At 52.1% G+C, this 19,147-nt stretch carries 19 protein-coding genes; 9 read left to right on the top strand and 10 right to left on the bottom strand.

The genetic code is table 11. From position 1 onward, the window contains the following. The first annotated feature begins 479 nt into the window (after nucleotides 1-479). Nucleotides 480-1,172 (top strand): hypothetical protein, encoded by a 693-nt coding sequence (locus RHH81_RS07305; RefSeq protein ID WP_310742830.1) that lies wholly within the window; start codon nucleotides 480-482, stop codon nucleotides 1,170-1,172. A 40-nt stretch (nucleotides 1,173-1,212) separates the two neighbouring features. Here RHH81_RS07305 and RHH81_RS07300 read toward each other — a convergent pair whose 3' ends face one another. After that, nucleotides 1,213-1,938 carry a hypothetical protein gene (locus RHH81_RS07300; protein ID WP_310742829.1) on the bottom strand — a complete coding sequence of 242 codons (726 nt, stop codon included), beginning with the start codon at nucleotides 1,936-1,938 and terminating at the stop codon, nucleotides 1,213-1,215. Between the two features lie 83 nt (nucleotides 1,939-2,021). Here RHH81_RS07300 and RHH81_RS07295 point away from each other — a divergent pair, with 83 nt between their 5' ends. Continuing rightward, nucleotides 2,022-2,702: a response regulator transcription factor gene (locus RHH81_RS07295; RefSeq protein ID WP_206199599.1), complete on the top strand. Its 681-nt coding sequence runs from the start codon at nucleotides 2,022-2,024 to the stop codon at nucleotides 2,700-2,702. Between the two features lies 1 nt (nucleotide 2,703). Here RHH81_RS07295 and RHH81_RS07290 read toward each other — a convergent pair whose 3' ends face one another. After that, entirely contained in the window at nucleotides 2,704-3,612 is a 909-nt protein-coding gene (locus RHH81_RS07290; protein ID WP_225901521.1) for a ChaN family lipoprotein, read from the bottom strand. A gap of 113 nt (nucleotides 3,613-3,725) precedes the next feature. On the opposite strand from RHH81_RS07290, the gene RHH81_RS07285 reads away from it, so the two are divergent. The 3 genes from RHH81_RS07285 to RHH81_RS07275 all read left to right on the top strand — a co-directional run bounded on the left by RHH81_RS07285 (nucleotide 3,726) and on the right by RHH81_RS07275 (nucleotide 6,004). Then, entirely contained in the window at nucleotides 3,726-4,985 is a 1,260-nt protein-coding gene (locus tag RHH81_RS07285; protein ID WP_206199597.1) for a bifunctional oligoribonuclease/PAP phosphatase NrnA, read from the top strand. Between the two features lie 34 nt (nucleotides 4,986-5,019). Next, nucleotides 5,020-5,538 carry a phosphohistidine phosphatase SixA gene (gene sixA, locus RHH81_RS07280; protein ID WP_206199596.1) on the top strand — a complete coding sequence of 173 codons (519 nt, stop codon included), beginning with the start codon at nucleotides 5,020-5,022 and terminating at the stop codon, nucleotides 5,536-5,538. Nucleotides 5,539-5,629: 91 nt separating this feature from the next. Next, nucleotides 5,630-6,004: a hypothetical protein gene (locus RHH81_RS07275; protein ID WP_206199595.1), complete on the top strand. Its 375-nt coding sequence runs from the start codon at nucleotides 5,630-5,632 to the stop codon at nucleotides 6,002-6,004. Here the strand turns inward: RHH81_RS07275 and RHH81_RS07270 are convergent. After that, nucleotides 5,973-6,389, bottom strand: coding sequence for a nuclear transport factor 2 family protein (locus RHH81_RS07270; RefSeq protein WP_206199594.1), 417 nt, complete (start codon nucleotides 6,387-6,389; stop codon nucleotides 5,973-5,975). The genes RHH81_RS07275 and RHH81_RS07270 overlap by 32 nt on opposite strands. Before the next feature lie 79 nt (nucleotides 6,390-6,468). After that, nucleotides 6,469-6,966 (bottom strand): orange carotenoid protein N-terminal domain-containing protein, encoded by a 498-nt coding sequence (locus RHH81_RS07265; protein WP_206199593.1) that lies wholly within the window; start codon nucleotides 6,964-6,966, stop codon nucleotides 6,469-6,471. Between the two features lie 303 nt (nucleotides 6,967-7,269). Here RHH81_RS07265 and RHH81_RS07260 point away from each other — a divergent pair, with 303 nt between their 5' ends. The 3 genes from RHH81_RS07260 to RHH81_RS07250 are packed head-to-tail and all read left to right on the top strand — an operon-like array spanning nucleotide 7,270 to nucleotide 11,163. Further along, entirely contained in the window at nucleotides 7,270-8,364 is a 1,095-nt protein-coding gene (locus RHH81_RS07260) for a glycosyl transferase (RefSeq protein WP_206199592.1), read from the top strand. A 2-nt stretch (nucleotides 8,365-8,366) separates the two neighbouring features. Then, nucleotides 8,367-10,241 (top strand): tetratricopeptide repeat protein, encoded by a 1,875-nt coding sequence (locus tag RHH81_RS07255; RefSeq protein ID WP_310742828.1) that lies wholly within the window; start codon nucleotides 8,367-8,369, stop codon nucleotides 10,239-10,241. Next, the gene (locus RHH81_RS07250; RefSeq protein ID WP_225901520.1) at nucleotides 10,225-11,163 is read left to right on the top strand and encodes a 5'-nucleotidase; all 939 of its coding nucleotides are present in this window, start codon (nucleotides 10,225-10,227) and stop codon (nucleotides 11,161-11,163) included. The genes RHH81_RS07255 and RHH81_RS07250 overlap by 17 nt, the downstream gene beginning before the upstream one ends. Nucleotides 11,164-11,268: 105 nt before the next feature. On the opposite strand, the gene RHH81_RS07245 is transcribed toward RHH81_RS07250, so the two are convergent. The 3 genes from RHH81_RS07245 to rpiA form a co-directional block, all read right to left on the bottom strand. Further along, on the bottom strand, nucleotides 11,269-11,586 hold the full coding sequence (locus RHH81_RS07245) for a hypothetical protein (protein ID WP_310742827.1): 318 nt from the start codon (nucleotides 11,584-11,586) through the stop codon (nucleotides 11,269-11,271). A 378-nt stretch (nucleotides 11,587-11,964) separates the two neighbouring features. Continuing rightward, nucleotides 11,965-12,399, bottom strand: a complete 435-nt coding sequence (locus RHH81_RS07240) for a hypothetical protein (RefSeq protein ID WP_206199589.1) — start codon at nucleotides 12,397-12,399, stop codon at nucleotides 11,965-11,967. Nucleotides 12,400-12,534: 135 nt separating this feature from the next. Beyond that, entirely contained in the window at nucleotides 12,535-13,242 is a 708-nt protein-coding gene (gene rpiA, locus RHH81_RS07235) for a ribose-5-phosphate isomerase RpiA (protein ID WP_206199588.1), read from the bottom strand. Between the two features lie 164 nt (nucleotides 13,243-13,406). Between rpiA and RHH81_RS07230 the strand changes: the two genes are divergently transcribed. Then, nucleotides 13,407-15,065 (top strand): alpha/beta hydrolase, encoded by a 1,659-nt coding sequence (locus tag RHH81_RS07230; RefSeq protein WP_206199587.1) that lies wholly within the window; start codon nucleotides 13,407-13,409, stop codon nucleotides 15,063-15,065. Here RHH81_RS07230 and pgsA read toward each other — a convergent pair. The 3 genes from pgsA to RHH81_RS07215 form a co-directional block, all read right to left on the bottom strand. After that, nucleotides 15,050-15,556, bottom strand: a complete 507-nt coding sequence (gene pgsA / locus RHH81_RS07225) for a CDP-diacylglycerol--glycerol-3-phosphate 3-phosphatidyltransferase (protein ID WP_302677929.1) — start codon at nucleotides 15,554-15,556, stop codon at nucleotides 15,050-15,052. The genes RHH81_RS07230 and pgsA overlap by 16 nt on opposite strands. A 70-nt stretch (nucleotides 15,557-15,626) precedes the next feature. Next, entirely contained in the window at nucleotides 15,627-16,670 is a 1,044-nt protein-coding gene (gene glpX, locus RHH81_RS07220) for a class II fructose-bisphosphatase (RefSeq protein ID WP_310742826.1), read from the bottom strand. 165 nt (nucleotides 16,671-16,835) lie between these two features. Beyond that, nucleotides 16,836-19,070 carry a glycoside hydrolase gene (locus RHH81_RS07215; RefSeq protein ID WP_310742825.1) on the bottom strand — a complete coding sequence of 745 codons (2,235 nt, stop codon included), beginning with the start codon at nucleotides 19,068-19,070 and terminating at the stop codon, nucleotides 16,836-16,838. Between the last annotated feature and the right edge of the window lie 77 nt (nucleotides 19,071-19,147).

Genomic DNA, 19,147 nt, shown 5'->3' with positions numbered 1-19,147 from the left:
AATAAAAATTAATGTAAAGAGTTGTAATCAGAATATAAAAAAATCAAATCATTTATTGACAACATTTGTAGCCTTGGCTACCAAATTTAGGCTCAATATGAACTAATGTAAACGATTTCTTAAATTTTGCAGTGTCACGTAGCGGCTATGTTACAGAATGGTGACGCAAAACTATTTGTATCAATTAATACTTGACACTATTTGTATCAATCAATACTTGACGATCTCAGATCTGAGCATTTATAACAGAAACATGTTTCATTCAACACAGTTAGAGTTCTCTTTTAACTTAAATACCGTAAATTTACTTGTAAATCTGAAGTGATTGGTGTTTCCCTGATGACGATGATTAGTTTTTTGAATAACTATATTGACTTAACTTCTTACACAAACTTCTTACACATCTGAAAGTACGTGCATGTCACGTGCCTCTCTCCCTTTTGCAGCTATGTCCTGTCCTAACTGTGAGGGTTCCCCCTATGAATATTTCTCCAGTCACTCGCTACTATATGCGGCGCTTACTGGCAGAGCATCCCGCCATTCAATCCTATGTTGCCCGTGACACACACCCACTGGGCATTGAGGAAGAATACCTAGAGCGTTACATTAATCTAGATCATTTAACCTATCCACAACTGAATCAATTAGAATTTCTCATTGAGTTACATCAAAAAATAAAAGTTAACGAACCACATCACACTCACCAGCTTCAACAGATTGAGCAGAAAATTTTTGACCTCATTGGTATTCAACTTCCTGTCTCCCACAGTGCCTTAACAGATTTGATGTCTTTCTTTAGTCAGGTTGCGGAAACTCAAGAGCAGATTCCTGTGCCTAGGGTAAACCATGAATCGACAAACCTTGCTGATTACTATGAATACTGTCGGCAAATTACAGAAGTAACGGTACGCTACCTTGGCAAAATGATTGTCACTAACTATTGGTTATTGACACGACCCCGTGAAAGCTGGTTGGCGCAAATTCAAGTGGAGCAGTTCCACAACCGTAACTTCACGCCCCACGATCAACTTTTAACCAACTATGAAGTCGAAACCTTGCAACGGTGGATCCATGATTTCATTCGGCATTGCTGTCGTGTCCTGCCCACTCTACCGCGCCTTCTCTTGGCGGCAGGAGTTCCTTCCCACCTGCTCTACGATCTCGTTCGTTAACGGTCAGGTTATTCCCGAAACGGGCTTCCCTATGCAAATATCAATGGAAATCAAAAGGTTCTAGGAGCGTTTGCAGTACGGTGGGCAACTTCTCGGCTAGCTCTTGGGAATGGCTATAGATGAGGCGCTGGCGACTGGGAACTTCAATGGGAAGAGGCGCCCGCTGGCTGGGGTGCTCCTGCTGAATAACAAGGAGTTGATTGCGGCGTTTACTGGCTAGGGCATAGCCCAGTTCGAGGGCAACCATTGCATGCAACTGTTCATTCCCACTCCCATCTGCAATAAAGAGCAGTGAGCGACGCAATTGGGTGATCACGGGACTATCCAGACGCAGAGGAGCCGTGGCTGAGCGTGGGCTTTCGACCAGTTCCAAGGGGAAGCGACTAGGGGTATTGGTCACAAATGCTTTGAGGGCGGTGCGAATCTCGTCACTACTGGGGCTATCGGCGGGACTGAAAAAGAGGGTTGGTTCCAAGTAACTCAGGCGATCGCTCTTGATGAAATAGATTTCATGACTGAGAACATCAATGTTGGCGATCGTATAGCTGCCACTGCCCTCAATATAAAATTCCACCGTTTCCCCAAGGCGATAGCGTTGAAACCACTCCGAACGCTGCACCGTTTCTAAGTCATCGAGAAAATCTGCCCGCAATGCCGTTTTCAGCAAGCTACTTTTGTTGAGCCGTAGATCGTGGGGACGTTGCTCGATGTGTTCGAGGGGTTCATACTGCGGTAGGTACCATGCCCGCAGCGCAATAATCGCCATTCGATATTCCACCCAAGTACTACCAATAGCCAATATGGTAGAGCATGGATAAATTAAGTCCTACTGATCTTAGGAGAGAGCCAATGACAGCAAAATTATTGCTGGTGGATGATGAGCCGGGGGTGCGCGAGGCGGTAACGGCCTATTTAGAGGACAGTGGCTTTGAGGTGACAGCAGTGGCCAATGGTCAAGCGGCTCTGGAGTATCTAGAAACCAATGTGCCCGACCTGATTATTACGGATATTATGATGCCGCAGATGGATGGCTATGCTTTTTTGGAAACGGTGCGCCAACAGCCCCATCTCAACCATATTCCCGTTATCTTCCTCACAGCGCGGGGCATGAAGCGCGATCGCATCCAAGGGTATGATGCTGGCTGTGATGCCTACCTAGCCAAACCCTTTGACCCCGATGAACTGGTGGCCATCATTAAAAATCTGCTGCGGCGGCAAGCGGCTGCTCGCGATGAGGCCGAACCCAATCTGGCCAATCTAGCCCAACAAATTGCCGAACTGCGGGCAATGCTCGTCCAACAGGGCAAACGCAATCCCACGGCTCCCCCAATTCAACTGGATCTCACCCCCCGCGAAGCCAGTGTGCTGCAACTGGTGGTCAAGGGTCTGATGAATAAGGAAATTGCCAGCCAACTGAATACCAGTGTTCGCAATATTGAAAAGTATGTCAGTCGCCTCTTTGTGAAAACCGGTACCAGTAGCCGCACAGAACTCGTGCGCTTTGCCCTTGAACATGGCTTGGCTGATTAGGTTAGAGAGAGGGATCATTTTGCCAGAACCAGTCGGCAATGCGGGGTTTGGCTTTTTCCGTTGCTGTCGGGTTGAGGAGGATAATTGCTTGGCGGAGGTTGGGGGAGAGCCGTCGCTGTACCCGTTGGGGAATGCCATCGCCAAAATAAACATGACCCCGCCCTGTCAGCACCACAATCAGGCGATCGGGATGCCGCTGATGCTGTTTAGCAATGACTTTGGCCATGGTTTCATCCCAAAGGACTTGAGCTTGGTAAAAGAAGTCAAAATTCATACTGTGGCTCATCCCTTGATGGGCAGCAACAAAAATCTCCTGCAGGCGATCGCGATAGGCAGTGTTGCTCAAGTCAATATCTGATAGGGGTGGAATATAGCGAAAATCATCTTCCCCTAAGCTCTCGAGACCTTGGCGTGCCACTTGGCGGGTGACTTCGGTGGGCGTATTCAGGGCAATTAGGGGAATCTGCTGCTCCTTGGCAAAGCGAAAAATCGGTGCATAGAGCGACCAAGGGAAGCCCCAGCGCTGAGCATATTGGGTTTGCTCCAGCAATTCCATTTCCGTAATTTCACCGCCAATGTAGGCATCGAGGGCGGCTTGAAAGGGACGCTGCATCATTTCAAGAGCGATCGCTAGGGGGCGACCCCGCCGTTGCAATTCCTGCAAAATCAACAGTTGCGCCTGATGGTCAGCAGCGCTGTCATGGGTTTCACCCAAATAGAGGATGTGTTTCTGCTGCCACTCATCGTAGGCTCGCTGCAAGGATACCAATTCACTGCCTCGCCACACCTGCTGCGCTTTCACACTGTGGGTTCCCGCCAAAAACAGCGCGATCGCTAAAGTAAAAGCTAAAGGCTGCCAAGCAGGGGACGATCGCCACTGGCGCAACCGCTGTCCAAGGGGGGATGCCAAACGATAAAATATCTGCCAAGATCGAGATAGAGTCGTTGACGGTATGGTGACGACAATTATCTTCTGCGCGTTCCCCATTGGGTTCAACCCTGTTATCCAACGCTGAAACAACTATGCAATCTCCCTATCCACTTGAACTCAGTGACCCTGCTGCCAGTGACGTCGGTTCTACTCATCCTGAACTGAATGGTAACGCACTGGTGAAATCGGAGACGACCTCTACAGAATTGGCCAAGGCGGAAGTTCGCTTGAGTGACCCTCGTGCCGAAGCGCTGCGGCAAATGTTGGAACGCCATCGCGGTACGCGGCAGTTGATTATTCTCCAAGATTTTCCTGACCCCGATGCCCTCTCTTCGGCATGGACCTATAAGCTTATTGCTGAGCAGTTTGAGATTCAGTGCGATATTGCCTACGCCGGTGCCCTGAGCCATCAGGAGAATATCACCCTAGTGCGGCTGACGGGGATGCCCCTTGTGCGCTGGGCGGTGCAAGGTACGAAAAATAAAGATCAGCGGGATTGTACCTGTTACCAAGGCTACGTTCTCATTGACAACCAAGGCACCACCAGTCAATTGCTGCCCATGGTACAGGAGGCAGGCCTGCCCGCGATCGCCATCATTGATCACCACAGTCTCCAAGAAGTCATTCAAGCCGAGTTTACAGACATTCGACCCACGACCCGCGCCACGGCTACCATCTTTACCCAATACCTGCAAGCGGGGCTACTCACCCTCGACAGTAGTAACCCAGTTCACGTGAAATGTGCCACGGCTCTGATGCATGGCCTGCGCTCTGACACCGATTGCCTCAAACAAGCCAAAGAAGAGGACTTTCTCGCAGCCGCCTTCCTGAGTCGTTTTATTGATTATCAACTGCTGAACACCATTTTGCAGTCCCACCGCTCGAAGCAGGTGATGGATGTGATCGAGCGATCGCTGAAAAACCGCTCCATTCACAACAATTTCTCAATTTCTGGCGTGGGCTATATCCGCTACGAAGACCGCGATGCCATTCCCCAAGCGGCGGATTTCCTTGTGACTGAAGAGAACGTCCACACTGCCGTTGTCTATGGCCTCGTCCACGACGAAGATGAAGAAGTGGAACTGATTATCGGTTCGCTGCGCACAACAAAAATTACCCTTGACCCCGACGAATTTATCAAAGAGGCCTTTGGTAAGGATCGCCAAGGACGCTTCTTTGGTGGCGGTCGCTCCCAGGCCGGCGGTTTTGAAATTCCCGTGGGCTTCTTGTCGGGTCTCAATGAAAATCCAGAATACGCTAAACTCAAGTGGAGCGTTTACGATACGCAGATTAAGCAGAAGCTCCTCCACCTCGTCAATCCGAAGAACAATGTCCTCCACGGTACGGAGTAAGGCACTGTTTGTAGTAATCAAGTTTTAGGTCTTTATGACGGAGCTAACAGTCTTTTTTTTCCGCCACGGAATCGCGGTCGAACGGGAAGTGTTTGAAGGCAGTGATAGCGATCGCCCCCTGACGGCCAAAGGCGAAAAGAAAACCCAGCAGATTGCGCGGCGGTTATTGGATCTAGGCATTGAAGCAGAACTGATTCTCTCCTCCCCACTAGTGCGGGCACGGCAAACCGCAGAAATTCTCCTTGAAGTGGGGGTTGCCCCCGATCTGATGATTTCTGACCTGTTGGCGCCAAGCGGTCGTTTGCCAGATTGGCTGCAGTGGCTGAACCACTGGCGTCAAGACCATGAGGGAGCCCTGATTGCCGTGGGTCATGAACCCAATCTTAGTCACTGGGCAGAACTGCTCATCTGTGGCAAAGCCTTGGGACACCTCCAGCTCAAGAAAGCCGGCATTATTGGCCTGCAGATTCCAGAAACCGATCCCCTTGGTAATAGTCAACTCTTTTGGCTGACGCCTCCCAAGTTTTTACTCAATGGCAGTGGCCTTGCCTGACTACAGGTGTCCATTCCGATGCTTCGACCCTCTCGCCACTGCTCTCCCTAAAGCGACACAATAGAAGTACAGCCTGCCACAGGATAGAATCGTGAATTCTGAGTCGGAAATTACGGAGCATTTACCGCCCGATGTTCTCAGTTGGCTGTATGCCTATCAGCGGGAGCATCAATTTACTAGCCTTGAAGCGGCAATTGTTGACATTGTCTGCAAGTTTTATATTCAAGCGGAGCATTTGCCTGAACGGCTGGCGGATCTAGAGCGACGGGTGAATGCCCTTAGCCGTGAAGTGATTCATCTGCGCCAACAACTGCCCGAAAACTACGATCGCCTACGGGAACAGTTGGCAGCGGTGCGTCTGAGTCATTCGGGCATTCTCCACAATTTGCGCGATCGCGTGGAGGCCTTAGAGTCCGAGGTGTTTTCCGGTCGCCCTAGCGCTGCTGACGTAGAGGCTGATAGTTGAGGAGTTCCTCCAAGGTTGCCAGCAAATCCACTTTCACAAATGTGATTTGATCCTCAGCATTGAGGCCAAATTGCCAAGCCACATTGACGCTAAAAAGGCGGAGTGTAACTTTACCCACAAGGCGGTAGCGACGTTCTGTGCCCTCTGTGCTTAGTAGTTCTCCTTTAAGGGGTTCTGCCCGCATACCCACGGCTTCAAGGTGGAGATAATGGGCGATCGCCCCCCGACCCACCACAGCATCCTCAAAGGGCGGATAGAGAACTCCTTCTTCAGCAAACAGAGCGGCCACAGCCTCGTAGCGTTCCTCATTGAGGGCAGCAAAATAGGCAGTTATAGTTGGCTCATCAATGCCGAGAATGGGACTTCCTTGAACAGGATGGGTCATGGTTTCAGTTCCTCAGTGGTTTGTATCTGGACAAAAAAAGGGAGCACATTGCCCCCTTGCGTAACCCATGGCATCTTAATTAGACGGCAAGTGGATCCACCCCCATGGCGACCACTGCATTCCGCAGGACAGTAATCTGTTGACCAAAGTCAAGGGCTTTGATGGCTGCAAACACGCGATCGGCATCGCGGCTGAGGGTATAACCGGGGGGCACAGGTACCACAAACCCCTGTTTCATCAGTTCTGCCAGTTGATACCAGAAGGCGAGCTTGGTGTTGGGGCTAAAGACACCGTAGGCACGGGTGAGAGGGGTGTCCACATTGGCCACCAAGTCGCGCATGAATTGAAGTTGATCATCGAAACTGAGTGCTTTGACCTGATTGAGCAGCCCTTCCGCCAGTTGTAGGCGAGCCGTACCGGGAGCGGCGGCTGTAATCGAACGACCCGTTTCGGTGTAGATGAACCACAGAAGTCCTAGTTTGTCATCCACACTCAGGCAGTTGAAAAGAGTGGTAACCTCTTGAACGGCTGTGGCCAGTGTCGAGGGAGTGAAACGAGTATCGGTGGTATAGGTCATACAGCTTCAGAGATGTTGAACGTCTAGCGTGTTGCTATGCTTATCTCTGCCTCCTAGTCAACAGTATGTTACATATCTTCATAAAAAGCAACACAAGTTTATAAATACCGAAAATAAATCTATCTTATGCTTCATTTGAATAGAATGAAATAAATCTATTATAGCCACCCAGAGCGAGACGGGTCTGATTTGAGCCATCTGTTCCCCGCCTGTTCGCACTTCTTCAGAAAAAAGCGGTTTGGCACACCAATCGAGAGTTGTTACAAATGTTAAGATTGCATCGGTTTTGGCAAGAACACACCTGTGGCTCGACCGACCCTCTACGTGGCAATCACAAACCATGGCTTTGGTCATGTGGCGCGGACAACGGCGCTGGTGAATGCCATTCGCCGCCAAGTGCCGGATCTCTTGCCACTGATCGTGACGGCAGCTCCCTATTGGTTGTTGCAGGCGAATCTGGAGGGGGAGTTTATTCATCGTCCCCGTGCCCTTGATCTGGGGGTCGTACAAGCCGATAGTTTGCAAATGGATTTGCCTGCAACCCGTGCCAAGCTCTTGGAACTTCAGGCGGCAGCCCCTGAGTTGATCCGCGCCGAGGCAGAGTTTATTCAGCAAAATCGGGCACAGTTGGTGCTAGCGGATATTCCCCCTTTGGCGGTGGCGATCGCCCATGCAGCGGGGGTGCCCTGTTGGATGGTTAGTAACTTTGGCTGGGATTTTATCTATCGCTCCTTTGGCGATGACTTTAGCGAGATTGCGGATTGGGTGAGTAATCTTTATAGCGGGTGCGATCGCTTGTTTCAACTGCCCTTTGCGGAACCCCTCAATGCCTTTCCCCACAAGGAATCCGTGGGACTGACGGGAGCCGAACCGCGTTTTGAGCCAGAGGAGTTGCGGCGGCGCCTTGGCCTCACCACTCCCCGCGATCGCACAGTTCTTTTAACCTTTGGCGGCCTGAGCTTGCAAGCGATTCCCTATGAGACCCTCAAGGGGTTTCCCGATTGGCAGTTCCTTACCTTTGATACCAGTGCCCCTGAGGACTTACCGAACCTACGGAAGCTCTGTGGCCGCCAATTGCGCCCGGTGGATGTGATGCCTCTCTGTGGTCGAGTCGTGTCCAAGCCCGGCTATGGCACCTACGCGGAGGCCTGTCGCTTGGGGGTACCGGTGGCAACGATTCGTCGTGATGATTTTGCTGAAGGGCCTGTTTTGGTGGCGGGATTGCAGGCACATCATTTCCATCAAATTCTCACCCATGAAGAATTTTTTGGTGGTCACTGGCACTTTTTGCACGCAGAACCCCAGCCGCCCCAAGACCCCACCCCCTTGGATCTCAATGGCAATTCTATGATCGCCACCGCTGTTGCCTATTATTTGAATAACTGCTCATCACAATAGCCGTGGGTATCTTTAGATGGCGAACCGCCTCGCTGCTAAAAAAGGCTTGGCAACTGTATCAACAACAGCACTGGAGCGGAGCACAACAGTGCGCACGTCAAGTTATTGAAGAGACCCCGCAGCCAGAGGCCTATTACCTATTGGGGTTAATTGCTGAACAACTGGCACAGCCCCTTGAGGCACAGGCAGCCTATGAGCAGGCGATTGCCCTTGAGCCGTGGCATGCCCCTTCCCATTATCGCTTGGCAGTTGTTCTCCATGATTTGCTGCACCAACCGGCGGCTGCGCTACCCCACTACCAACGCGCCCTTGAGGTGAAGCCGGAGTGGGTGGAAGCCCATAGCAACTTAGGAAATGCCTATCTGGACTTGGGGGACACTGAACGGGCGATCGCCTGCTACCAAAAAGCCCTATCCTTGAATCCCGACTTGCCCACAACGCTGTATAACTTAGGCCTCTGCCTACACGCCCAAGGCAAACTCACAGAAGCGAGTGCTTGCTACGAACAGTCACTGTACCTTGAAGCGGGTCAAGCCGATGTCCACAACAATCTGGGCAGTGTCTATCTTGAACTGAAAAATTATGAGGCAGCGATTCGCCAGTTTCAGGCCGCCTTGAGTGCTAATCCAGAACTGTTGGCAGCCCACTACAATCTGGGGTACGCTTTGCATCTACAGGGTAACCTCGCGGCGGCGCGCGATCGCTACCAAGAAGTGCTCCTGCGGGATAACAAGCACCAACAGGCGCTATTGCAACTGGGTCAAATTTGCCTCAGCGAAGCGGATTTTACGGGAGCAATCAGCTACTACCAACGCTGTCTGAGTCTTGACTCCCTCAATGGTGCGGCTCATGCCGGGTTGGCCACAGCGCTCTTGGAAACGGGGGATCCGCAAGCAGCTCTCCATCACTTTCGCCAGGCCGTTGCCTTAGACCCCGATGCAGTGGATGTGCGCCTCAACTTTGCCCTTGTGCTGCTGCTGCTGGGACATTTCCCAGAGGGATGGGAAGAATATGAATGGCGCTGGCAGCAACCCACTGGAGGATTACGCACCTATCCGCAACCCCGTTGGCAAGGTCAATCCCTAGAGGGGAAAACCCTCTTTGTCTATAGTGAGCAGGGGCTAGGGGATTGCATTCAGTTTGTGCGCTTACTGCCCTTGATGGCGCGGCGTGCCCAACGGGTGATTTTTGCTGCTTACCCGCCCTTGGTGCGTCTTTGTCAAACACTGCCGGGGATTGAAGTGATAAGCACCGAGGAGACGCCTCCCCCCTTTGATTACCATACCCCCCTGCTGAGTCTGCCGCGCTACCTAGGTATTGATAAAGACCACTTTCCCAAGTTCAGTCCCTATTTTCAGTTACCCACCCCCCTGCCCCGCAGTATTTTTCATGTGTCCAAACCGCGGATTGGTTTGGTCTGGGCTAGCCATAGTCAAACGCGCACCACGGCGCAGCGGTCTTGTCCCCTTGAGTACTTCCTGCCTCTCCTGCGGGAATTTGATGTCCAATGGTATAGCCTGCAAAAGGAGCGATCGCGCCTCGAGGGTGAACAATTGCAGCAGGCGGGAGTGATTGACTGCCAGCCCTACATGGGGGATTTTCTGGATACGGCGCTGTTGATCCAGCAGTTGGATGCTGTGGTAACAATTGATACGGCTGTGGCACACTTGGCGGGTGCCCTAGGGAAGCCCCTGTGGATCCTGTTGCCCTTTGTGGCGGATTGGCGGTGGCTCTGGCAGCGATCGCGATCGCCTTGGTATCCTTCGGCGCAGTTAATTCGTCAGCCCCAGCGGGGAGATTGGCAAGGGGCGATCGCCCAATTGCGGACTGCTCTTGAATCCCACTATCGGATGCTCAGCAATGGGGTATCCAATTGAGAAGAAATTAGTGATTGCGGTGGCCTCCAGTGCCCTCTTTGATTTGGGGGAGGCGGATGATGTCTTTCGCAATGAGGGGACCGAAAAGTACCGCCAATTTCAGCGGGAAAGGAAATACGATGTCTTGCCGAAGGGGGTGGCATTTCCCTTTATTCGCCGCTTCTTGAATCTCAACCGTGCCTATCCCGAACAAGAACCCGTGGAGGTCGTGCTCCTTTCCAGAAACGATCCCGATACTGGTCAGCGGGTCTTCTATTCAATTCAGCACTACGGTCTGAACATTACCCGCGCCGCATTTTTGGGCGGCAAATCCCCCCATCCCTACATTCCTGCCTTTAATGTGTCTCTGTTTCTCTCGGCAAATGCCAAGGACGTGCAGCAGGCGATCGCGGCTGGGTATCCAGCGGGCATGGTGATTCGATCGCCCATCACCGATCACGAAGACGATGCTGAGTTACGGATTGCCTTTGACTTTGATGGTGTGCTAGCGGATGATGAAGCGGAAGCCGTCTTTCGCCAAGGGGATCTCGAGCAATTTCAAGCCCATGAACTGCAAAAGGCCAACATTCCCCATAATCCGGGACCCTTGAGTGATCTTTTTAAGAAACTGGCAGCCTTTCAACAATTGGAAATGGCAAAAGAGCAGCAGGATGCCAGCTATCAGCGGCTGTTACGGATTGCGATTGTGACCGCACGCAATATCCTTGCTAGTGAACGGGTGGTGACCACCCTCAACAGTTGGGGCGTCATGCCGGATGAAACCTTTTTCCTTGGCGGTATGGAGAAAATACGGGTTCTCAAGCAACTCAAACCGCATATCTTCTTTGATGATCAACTGACCCATCTAGAATCAGCAGCGGGTTCGATTCCCTCAGTGCATGTCCCCTTTGGTGTGCGCAATTGTGACATTCTCCCTCCCTAACCCAAGGGTATCGTGAAGGCTTCCAATATCGCTATCGGAACTTGACCGCAATTCCCCGTACCACCAAGCAGTGCTATTGGCAGTGCAGTACGCTGGCGGCATTTATTATGGGCAGACCCGACGCCCATTCATCTGAACAACGGAAACATCTAGCTCGCGATCATCAAGTTCAAGTTTGCCACTGGCAGTAACAACGCCGCCCACCCTAAGAACGCCATTGCGCAGGGCAGGTTTGCAGGCATCCGGTAGATCGAGCTTGTAGCGTTGGTTATTGGCCTCAAGTAAGACTTCATCCTCATCAACAACCGCCGTAATTCGACCCGTAAGCGTGGCGGGCACCTCCTTACCAGCACGGCTGGCGATCGCTCCTGTGCTCAACATTCCTGCCACTACTAATGCCAATACCAACCAACGCAATTGCATGGCACAAATCCTCAAGTAGAAGGTTTCCCAATAATTTGACGAGCGATCGCCCCCAAGAGTTCAATTAAGTTTTCTCTGCCGACGGATCTATTCAAATTTCCTAAAGTCTGATTTTGGCGTTGAATCCCTCGGAGTCTCTCTATAGGAGGCTTTGAGTATTTTTAGTAGCTTTGTAGAAAATAATTTGACACCCCTCGCAGGGGATCCCTCGGAACAGGGGGCTGCAATCCGCTCAGGGAGAGGCTATACTAACGCGGAAGTAAAATAAATGAAAATTGGTAAAGTGCGCTAAAAATAAGCACAAAAAAAGGTCAGTGTCGTTGCCACCGACCCTTGAATAGATGAAGATGAGTTAAGTTTCTAGGAGTTTATTCCTCATTAGCGGGGAACAACGGCAGGCTGCACTTGGATGCCCCATGAACTGAGCGTGCCTACATTACAGCCACCTTGCCGTCCAATCGCCCCAATTTGAATCGTGTGATTCCCCCGCTCCCAGTTGCCACCAATGGGCAAAAAGGCTGAACGGTTGGGGCCAAGGAACTCCGTTTCGACCCGCTGTCCCTGACGATTGGTGGTGAAATATTTCACTTCCGAGCAGTGGGTAGCAGGCGCAGTGACTTGGAGGGCATAATCCCAATACGGACTTTCAGAGCGGAAGTTGTAATGCGCCATTTGATCGCAAACTTGGCCACTGCTGTTGCAGTTGACGATAATCGGTGGGTTTGCCTGTGCTGCCGTAGTAGCAACCACAACACCTGAAACCACAATACTGCTTAGGGTGATCAACTGACGGGTGAAGGAGTGGAGAGACATTGGAGGCTCCTATGGAGTGGATACCCCAATTATTGATGGCAATCCTGTCGCCGCCTGAGACCTCAATCACTGATGGGTTGAGAGATTGATCACCGGAAAGTAACTGTTGCTTCCTCGCAGGAAATGGAAAAACTGCTAGGCCATTTCACGCACACGGGGCTGGCCATCCACAATCTCACCAATGAGGATGACATCGGCCACGTTGACAAACAGGCCATTTTCGACAACGCCGGGGATGTTGTTCATCGTTTTCTCTAGTTCGGCGGGGTTAGAAATGTCATCAAATTTGACATCAAGGACAAGGTTGCCTTGATCCGTCACCACTGGGCCATCTTTTTTCACCCCCATGCGCAGTTCAGGCTGCCCCCCAAGAGCTTTCAGGGCACGAGTCACCGGAGCCACGGCAAAGGGTAACACTTCCACGGGCACAGGGAAGGTAGAACCCAATTTCTGCACCAGTTTACTGCTGTCCACCACCACCAAGAACTGATCCGCAAGGGAATCAACAATTTTTTCACGGGTGTGAGCCGCCCCACCCCCTTTGATCAAGTTTTTGGCGGGATCCACTTCATCGGCACCGTCAATGGCGATGTCTAATTTCTCCACATCATCAAGGGTGACTAGGGGAATGCCATACTTTTTGGCGAGGACAGAGGCTTGAAACGAGGTGGGCACACCAGCGATGTTGCTCAGTTCCCCATTGCGCAGGCGATCGCCCAAAAATTGAATGACAAAGGCCGTGGTTGACCCAGTGCCCAAGCCAACAATCATTCCAGACTGCACGCGATCGGCAGCAGCTTTGGCAACGGCCTGCTTCATTTGCTTGACTGCATCCTCACTCATGGGCAAATTCCCTCATTTTTTCCAAAAGCACAATACCATAGCGGCCGCCCTTTACAGCCCTTTTCAGAGAGTCGGAACCTAGCCCTCAGGCTGCCAGTCCTTGGAGTTGCAGGTGACGTTGCAAACAACGATAATGCTAGTGATTAAGTGAGGGTATCTCAGGGATGGCGATCGCGCGCACGCGGAAAAAATGGCAGTGGTTCTCTCTGTTGGGCGCAGCAGCAACCGTTTGGGCACAGGCGGGACTGGCTGCCGAGCAAATTAGCCTTGTTTATCCGCCCTTCGGCACATTCAACATCCAAGTGAGTGACCTTGCCACATTTGCCAAAACGGGGAATGCGAGTTCGGAGCTAAGATTTTTAATTCGGCTACTTCCCAACGCTCAAGAATCCAACTTGCGCGAAGGCTTGACCACACGCATGGACTTAGAACCAACAACCGTTAGCCAGTTTGTCAAAAGTCCCATTGGTCAAAGCTTTTTAGAGCGCATTGGCCAAGTTATTCGGGCAGATAATGATGTCAATGGAGGCCCAGCCCTTGGGGAAGCCCTGAAAACCGCCGCCAGTTCCCCCGCAGGCATTACCCTGCTCTCAGTACTACAAGCCTTTCCCGGCAAGAGTGTTAAAGTCAATGGTGAACTCGGTCTGAAGGCAGTGGGTGCCTTTACCCGTGCAGTGAATCAAGAACAGCGGGCGCAAGACTTTATCGAACGCTTGGCGCAACTCCAACCAAGAACGCCACTGCCTGCCAGTGGCCTTAATCCTGCCCAAAAAGGACCCTTCCAGTGGCAAAAGCAAAAACTTGAATTCACCAATCCCAATCGCACCACAGGCCTCATTCCCGCAGATCTCTATGTCCCCATAGGGATGATCGCACCAGCCCCCCTCATCGTCATTTCCCACGGTTTAGCCTCAGACCGCACGACGTTTGCCTACTTAGCAGAGCACTTGGCCAGTCATGGATTGGCAGTTTTGGCAGTCACTCACCCCGGTTCGGATGCCAGCCGAATTAATAGTTTTCTCTCCGGGGCACCCCTCGACTACGAGAACTTGCCAAAGGATTGGGCACAGCGCCCCTTGGATTTGAAATTTGGTGTGGATGCTGTCGCGGCGTTAGTTCAGAAAAATCCAGCCCTAAAAATTGACACCAATAATGTGGGGCTATTTGGCCACTCGATGGGGGGCTTTACCGTGTTGGCGGCAGCAGGGGGGACTGTTGACTGGAATGCCGTCAAACAACGCTGTCTAGCAGCCGCTCGTGATCTCTTTATCTTTAATATCTCAGTGCCCCTGCAATGTCGTAGTCTCGGTCTTGCCGCTGTGCCCTCTACACCGGCGGATCCACGGGTCAGGTCTGTGATTGCCGTCAATCCAGTGAGTAGTATCCTCATTGGCGAACGGGGCATGGCCAATATCAAGGTGCCCACACTCATTGTTTCCAGTAGTCGGGATGTCTTTGCGCCACCCTTAGAGGAGCAGATCTGGCCTTTTACATGGTTACAGGCGCAGCCCAAGTACCTTGCCATGCTCGTGCCCGGTACCCACTTCTCGGCAGTGGGGGTCAGTGAAGCGGGAGTATTACCGGTTCCCAATGATCTCATTGGCCCGAACCCACAGTTGGCACAGCCCTTTTTCAAGGGACTGGCGGGGGCTTTCTTTGGCGTCTTTAATCAAAAAAACGAGTCCTTGCGTCCATTCCTGAGTCAAACCTTTGTCAATCAGGTGACCCAGCCCACTTTTCAAGCCTATTGGGTGGATCGCATCAATCCCCAGCAGTTGCAGGAGGTGCTCGCGGGGCGCATTGGCACTCAACCACGAAGATAAAGTGCCCCAGAAATCAGTGTGAGGGCGATCGCCCCCCCATAAACAATGAGGATTCCCCCCTGCCAACTAGGCGGTAAGGGAGCGAGAAGCAATGCCACGGCCATAATCTGGCTAAGGGTTTTTGCTTTACCCCAGAGATTGGCGCCCTGAATTTGAGATTGCTGAACCCGCCAACTAGCAATGCCTAGTTCCCGAAAGAGGATCAACGCCACAGACCATGCGGGCACCTCTCCCCATTCAATGCACAGCAACAGGGGCACCAAGATTAGCAACTTATCCACGAGCGGATCCAGCACCTTGCCCAAATCCGTCACCTGATTGAGACGGCGAGCAATGTAGCCATCCAGCCAATCCGTGAGGGCTGCCACCAAAAATAAACCCACCCCCCACCAACGGTACACGGCACTGTGATTCAACGAGAGCAGACCCACTATCACGGGCACGATCAACAGGCGCGCAAGGGTAATTGCTGTGGGTAGAGTTAAGGGCATCGCTATTCCCGAAGATAAAAAGAAAACCCCCTCACCGGGAGGGAGCTAATTTTCTTTCACCGAGCAGCGCTTAGTACAACTGCAGCGACTTCAACTGTTTATCGAACATGTGAATGGTATCGACAAAGCGAGCCGTTTTCGACTGCGTGGAAATGACCAAAGATTGGGTACGGGCGCCACCTTTGAAGAAGCGCACCCCTTTCATGAGGATACCGGGGGTAATACCACAGGCGGCAAAGAGAACCGTTTCCCCAGAGGCCAATTCCTCTGCTTCATAGACCTTGTCGGGATCAGTGATGCCAGCTTTTTTGAGTTCTTCGAGGTTGCCTTCGCGGGTGCGATTCGCCCATTCCTTGGTCATGACCACAGCGGGATCATAGACCAGTTGCCCCTGGAAGTGCCCACCCAAGGCACGCATGGCAGCAGCGGAAATCACTCCTTCAGGCGCAGCACCAATACCCATGAGCGCATGAATGTTGGTACCAGAGAAAGCACAGGAGAGAGCAGCGGAGACATCGCCATCGGAGATCAGTTGAACACGGGCACCCGCATTGCGAATTTCTTGAATCAAGTCATTGTGGCGATCGCGCTTCATCACCACCACCACCAGTTCATCAATGGCGCGGTCAAGGCATTCCGAGAGAATTTTCAGGTTTTCTGTCGCCGAGTTGCGAATATCCACTTTGCCCTTGGCAGCAGGGGGCGCCGCCAATTTCTTCATATAAAAGTCGGGAGCCGCAAACAACCCCCCTTTTTCAGAAATGGCCAGTACTGCCATTGAGCCGGGTTGGCCGTAGGCGCAGAGGTTTGTCCCTTCACAGGGGTCAACGGCAATGTCAATTTCAATGAGTTCTTCGGGGTTACAGTATTGGGCAGCATCGGGACGGGTACAAATGCCCACTTCTTCGCCAATGTAGAGCATTGGGGCTTCATCCCGTTCCCCTTCGCCAATCACAATACGACCGCGCATATGGATTTGATTCATGCGGTTGCGCATGGCATCCACGGCGACCTGATCCGCCATGTGTTTGTCACCTTTGCCCATCCACCGCGCTGAGGCGATCGCCGCTTGCTCGACAACTTCTATAATCTCTAAGCCGATGACGTTATCCACACAACCCTCCTAACTGCACAAGTTGATCCCGCAGAGGTTTCCTATCTGAGCTTACAGAACTTTGGTACGCAGAAAATAATTTCTCGCTGCAAATTATTTGCCCTCAACCGTAGCTGCATTGCGAAGCCTGAGCGATCGCTTGTTGTTAACGCTTCGCCTCAAGGTCTAAGGTGTGGTCAAAAAGAGCAGTTGCTCTGTGGGCAGATGATCCAAGTAATAGCCATCCTGTGCCAACACAATCAATAAATGCAGGCCACAATCGGGATGCAGGTGCAGATCTGCCCAAGGAATGGCCACTTCTAGGCAGATGCCCAAGGCATAGCGGGCATGGCTGGGTCGCTCTTCCCACTGGTAGTTGGCGATCGCCTCTTTGAAAGCAATCTGTTGCTTTTCAAAGTCAATCACCAATTGATGGTGGTACAGGTAGTTGAGGGGGGCTGCGTCGGGGCAATCTCGCAGATCAGAGAGGGGGCTATTGTACGTCACCCTGTTGGGGTAGTACCAGCAAAAGTGCAGGGTGCTGATGTCATTCCCAAAGGGCTGTTTCTGGTTCGGAGTATCAAGACGCAGATAGATATTTAGGTGATCCACCCCATACCAGAGGCGACTGATCAGCGTTTGGCGGTGCATCGTCCCGCGGCTGCCACCGATTTGAATCCGGCCAGCAAAGTTCCAGTCCTGCTCATCACCGCGCCCATCAATCTCAGGGTGAATAAAGCCTTGGGGCGGGTAGGTATCCTTGGCTTCGTGGACTTCTAAGGGATCATTGAGAACCTCAGGAATTGGCTCCCCCAATGCTGTGTAGAGCGCCATCAAATGCTCACGGAAAAGCTGATCAAACATGGCATCGTGGTTCGAGGAGTGGCCTTCACCAAACCACCAAAACCAGTCAGAGCCTTCAGCCGCCAAAAGAGCTTGCCATGCTGCCGGATTCTTCGTTTCAGTGGCTTCGGGGTGGCGTTCAAGGGTTTGGCGGGCAGCCCCTAAATAGTCCCAAGCTTTGTTTTTTACCGGATCGCCAATCCATGTACAGAAATTGCCATCAATCCAAGAGCCGCTGTGAAGAGCAGAACCCGAAATCACCGCACGTGGGGGATATTGTTGCAGATACTCCGCCACAGAAACACAGGCAAAGTGCTCGTTCTCGCTCAGGCCTTGGTAAAGCCTTTCTAAGAAGGGCAGGCCGTCGCGGGGATAGTACTCCCAGCAGTTTTCACCATCGAGGGCAATGGTCACAAGCCATGGTTGCGCCAAACTGGATTGACCAGTCCCTTCATGGGCAATGAGTTGCTGGCGAATGCCCTCCAGCTGCTTGAGCAGATCCGCTGCCGCTGCTTCGGGAGCCATGGCACTGTAGGTAAAACCAATCAGATCCGAGAGGCGATGATCGCGAAAGACAATGTTGAGATCCCCTTTGGCCGTGGTCAGGCGGTAGGGTTGGTAAAGAACATTGGCCTGTTGGACAACCCCTGCTTCGTTGCGGTAAAAATAGGTTCCCGTTGTCCAGCCCAAGATGGCTTCATCGGAGCAAATCCACTCAAAGCCCTGCTCGACAATGGGTTCAAGAATGGCTGGACTCACGGATTGCTCTGACGGCCACAGTCCGCGGGGCGATCGCCCAAAGAATTGTTCATAAAGAACTCGCGCCCGCCGCAAATGCCGAGGAACATCTTCGGGATATTGAAACCGCTGTTGGGGCAGGGCAATGTTGGGAACCGCTACTTTGGCGGCATCGGTATCCACCAAGAGGGGCAAAATCGGGTGGGTATAGGGGGTTGTGGTGACTTCAATTTGACCCGCCTCTTGAAGGGCGCGGTGCTGGGGAATGATTTGGCCAAGAATTTCCCGCTGTTTGGCAATGATCCGCTGGCGATCGCTGAGGCTAAAATCCCGCCCTTGGGATAGCCATTGGGCAATCTCTGGCTCCTCCCAATAGAGAGGATCAATCCACGCTAAATTGTGCCACGCTAACAAATCCCCATAATCTTGCGGCTGCCAATTTTGCCAACACCATGTTTTGCCGTGAGTTTGCCGCTGCTCGTAGAGTTCGCGATAGCGGGGATGGGGGTCAATCATTGTGCGGTGGTGGGCATCAAAGAAATGCTCAATGATAAACCAGCGCTGTTGATCCGTGAGTTGCTCGACCGGCGTCAGTGTGGCTGTGAGGTAGGGATCAAGAGCCGTACCGTTGACATAATCCTGAATTTGCAGCAACAGGGAGGGGACAAGGTTGACGGTTTGCTTGAGGCGGGGATATTTGGCGAGGACTAAGATCAGATCTAAGTAGTCCTTCGTGCCGTGGAGCCGTACCCAAGGGAGCAGGTATTGACCGGTGCGACAACTTTTGTAGAGGGGTTGGTGCTGGTGCCAAATGAAGGCAACGTGCAAGGGATACGCCACAACAAACTTGCCCCCAGTACTCAGGACTCTTCCTCTAGTATTTCAGGGGAGTCTCTTTCACCACCACTTTGTTACGT

The sequence above is a fragment of the Thermosynechococcus sp. PKX95 genome (assembly GCF_031583295.1).
GTDB lineage: Bacteria > Cyanobacteriota > Cyanobacteriia > Thermosynechococcales > Thermosynechococcaceae > Thermosynechococcus.
The sequence above is the reverse complement of the archived record's forward strand: the minus strand, read 5'-3'. Positions and strand labels throughout refer to the sequence as shown.

Excerpts from the sequence above, each read along its gene's own strand:
- RHH81_RS07305 (WP_310742830.1), top strand. The coding sequence starts at position 480 with ATGAATATTTCTCCAGTCACTCGCTACTATATGCGGCGCTTACTGGCA.
- RHH81_RS07300 (WP_310742829.1), bottom strand. The coding sequence starts at position 1,938 with ATGGCGATTATTGCGCTGCGGGCATGGTACCTACCGCAGTATGAACCC.
- RHH81_RS07295 (WP_206199599.1), top strand. The coding sequence starts at position 2,022 with ATGACAGCAAAATTATTGCTGGTGGATGATGAGCCGGGGGTGCGCGAG.
- RHH81_RS07285 (WP_206199597.1), top strand. The coding sequence starts at position 3,726 with ATGCAATCTCCCTATCCACTTGAACTCAGTGACCCTGCTGCCAGTGAC.
- sixA (WP_206199596.1), top strand. The coding sequence starts at position 5,020 with ATGACGGAGCTAACAGTCTTTTTTTTCCGCCACGGAATCGCGGTCGAA.
- RHH81_RS07270 (WP_206199594.1), bottom strand. The coding sequence starts at position 6,389 with ATGACCCATCCTGTTCAAGGAAGTCCCATTCTCGGCATTGATGAGCCA.
- RHH81_RS07265 (WP_206199593.1), bottom strand. The coding sequence starts at position 6,966 with ATGACCTATACCACCGATACTCGTTTCACTCCCTCGACACTGGCCACA.
- RHH81_RS07250 (WP_225901520.1), top strand. The coding sequence starts at position 10,225 with ATGGGGTATCCAATTGAGAAGAAATTAGTGATTGCGGTGGCCTCCAGT.
- RHH81_RS07245 (WP_310742827.1), bottom strand. The coding sequence starts at position 11,586 with ATGCAATTGCGTTGGTTGGTATTGGCATTAGTAGTGGCAGGAATGTTG.
- RHH81_RS07240 (WP_206199589.1), bottom strand. The coding sequence starts at position 12,399 with ATGTCTCTCCACTCCTTCACCCGTCAGTTGATCACCCTAAGCAGTATT.
- rpiA (WP_206199588.1), bottom strand. The coding sequence starts at position 13,242 with ATGAGTGAGGATGCAGTCAAGCAAATGAAGCAGGCCGTTGCCAAAGCT.
- RHH81_RS07230 (WP_206199587.1), top strand. The coding sequence starts at position 13,407 with ATGGCGATCGCGCGCACGCGGAAAAAATGGCAGTGGTTCTCTCTGTTG.
- pgsA (WP_302677929.1), bottom strand. The coding sequence starts at position 15,556 with ATGCCCTTAACTCTACCCACAGCAATTACCCTTGCGCGCCTGTTGATC.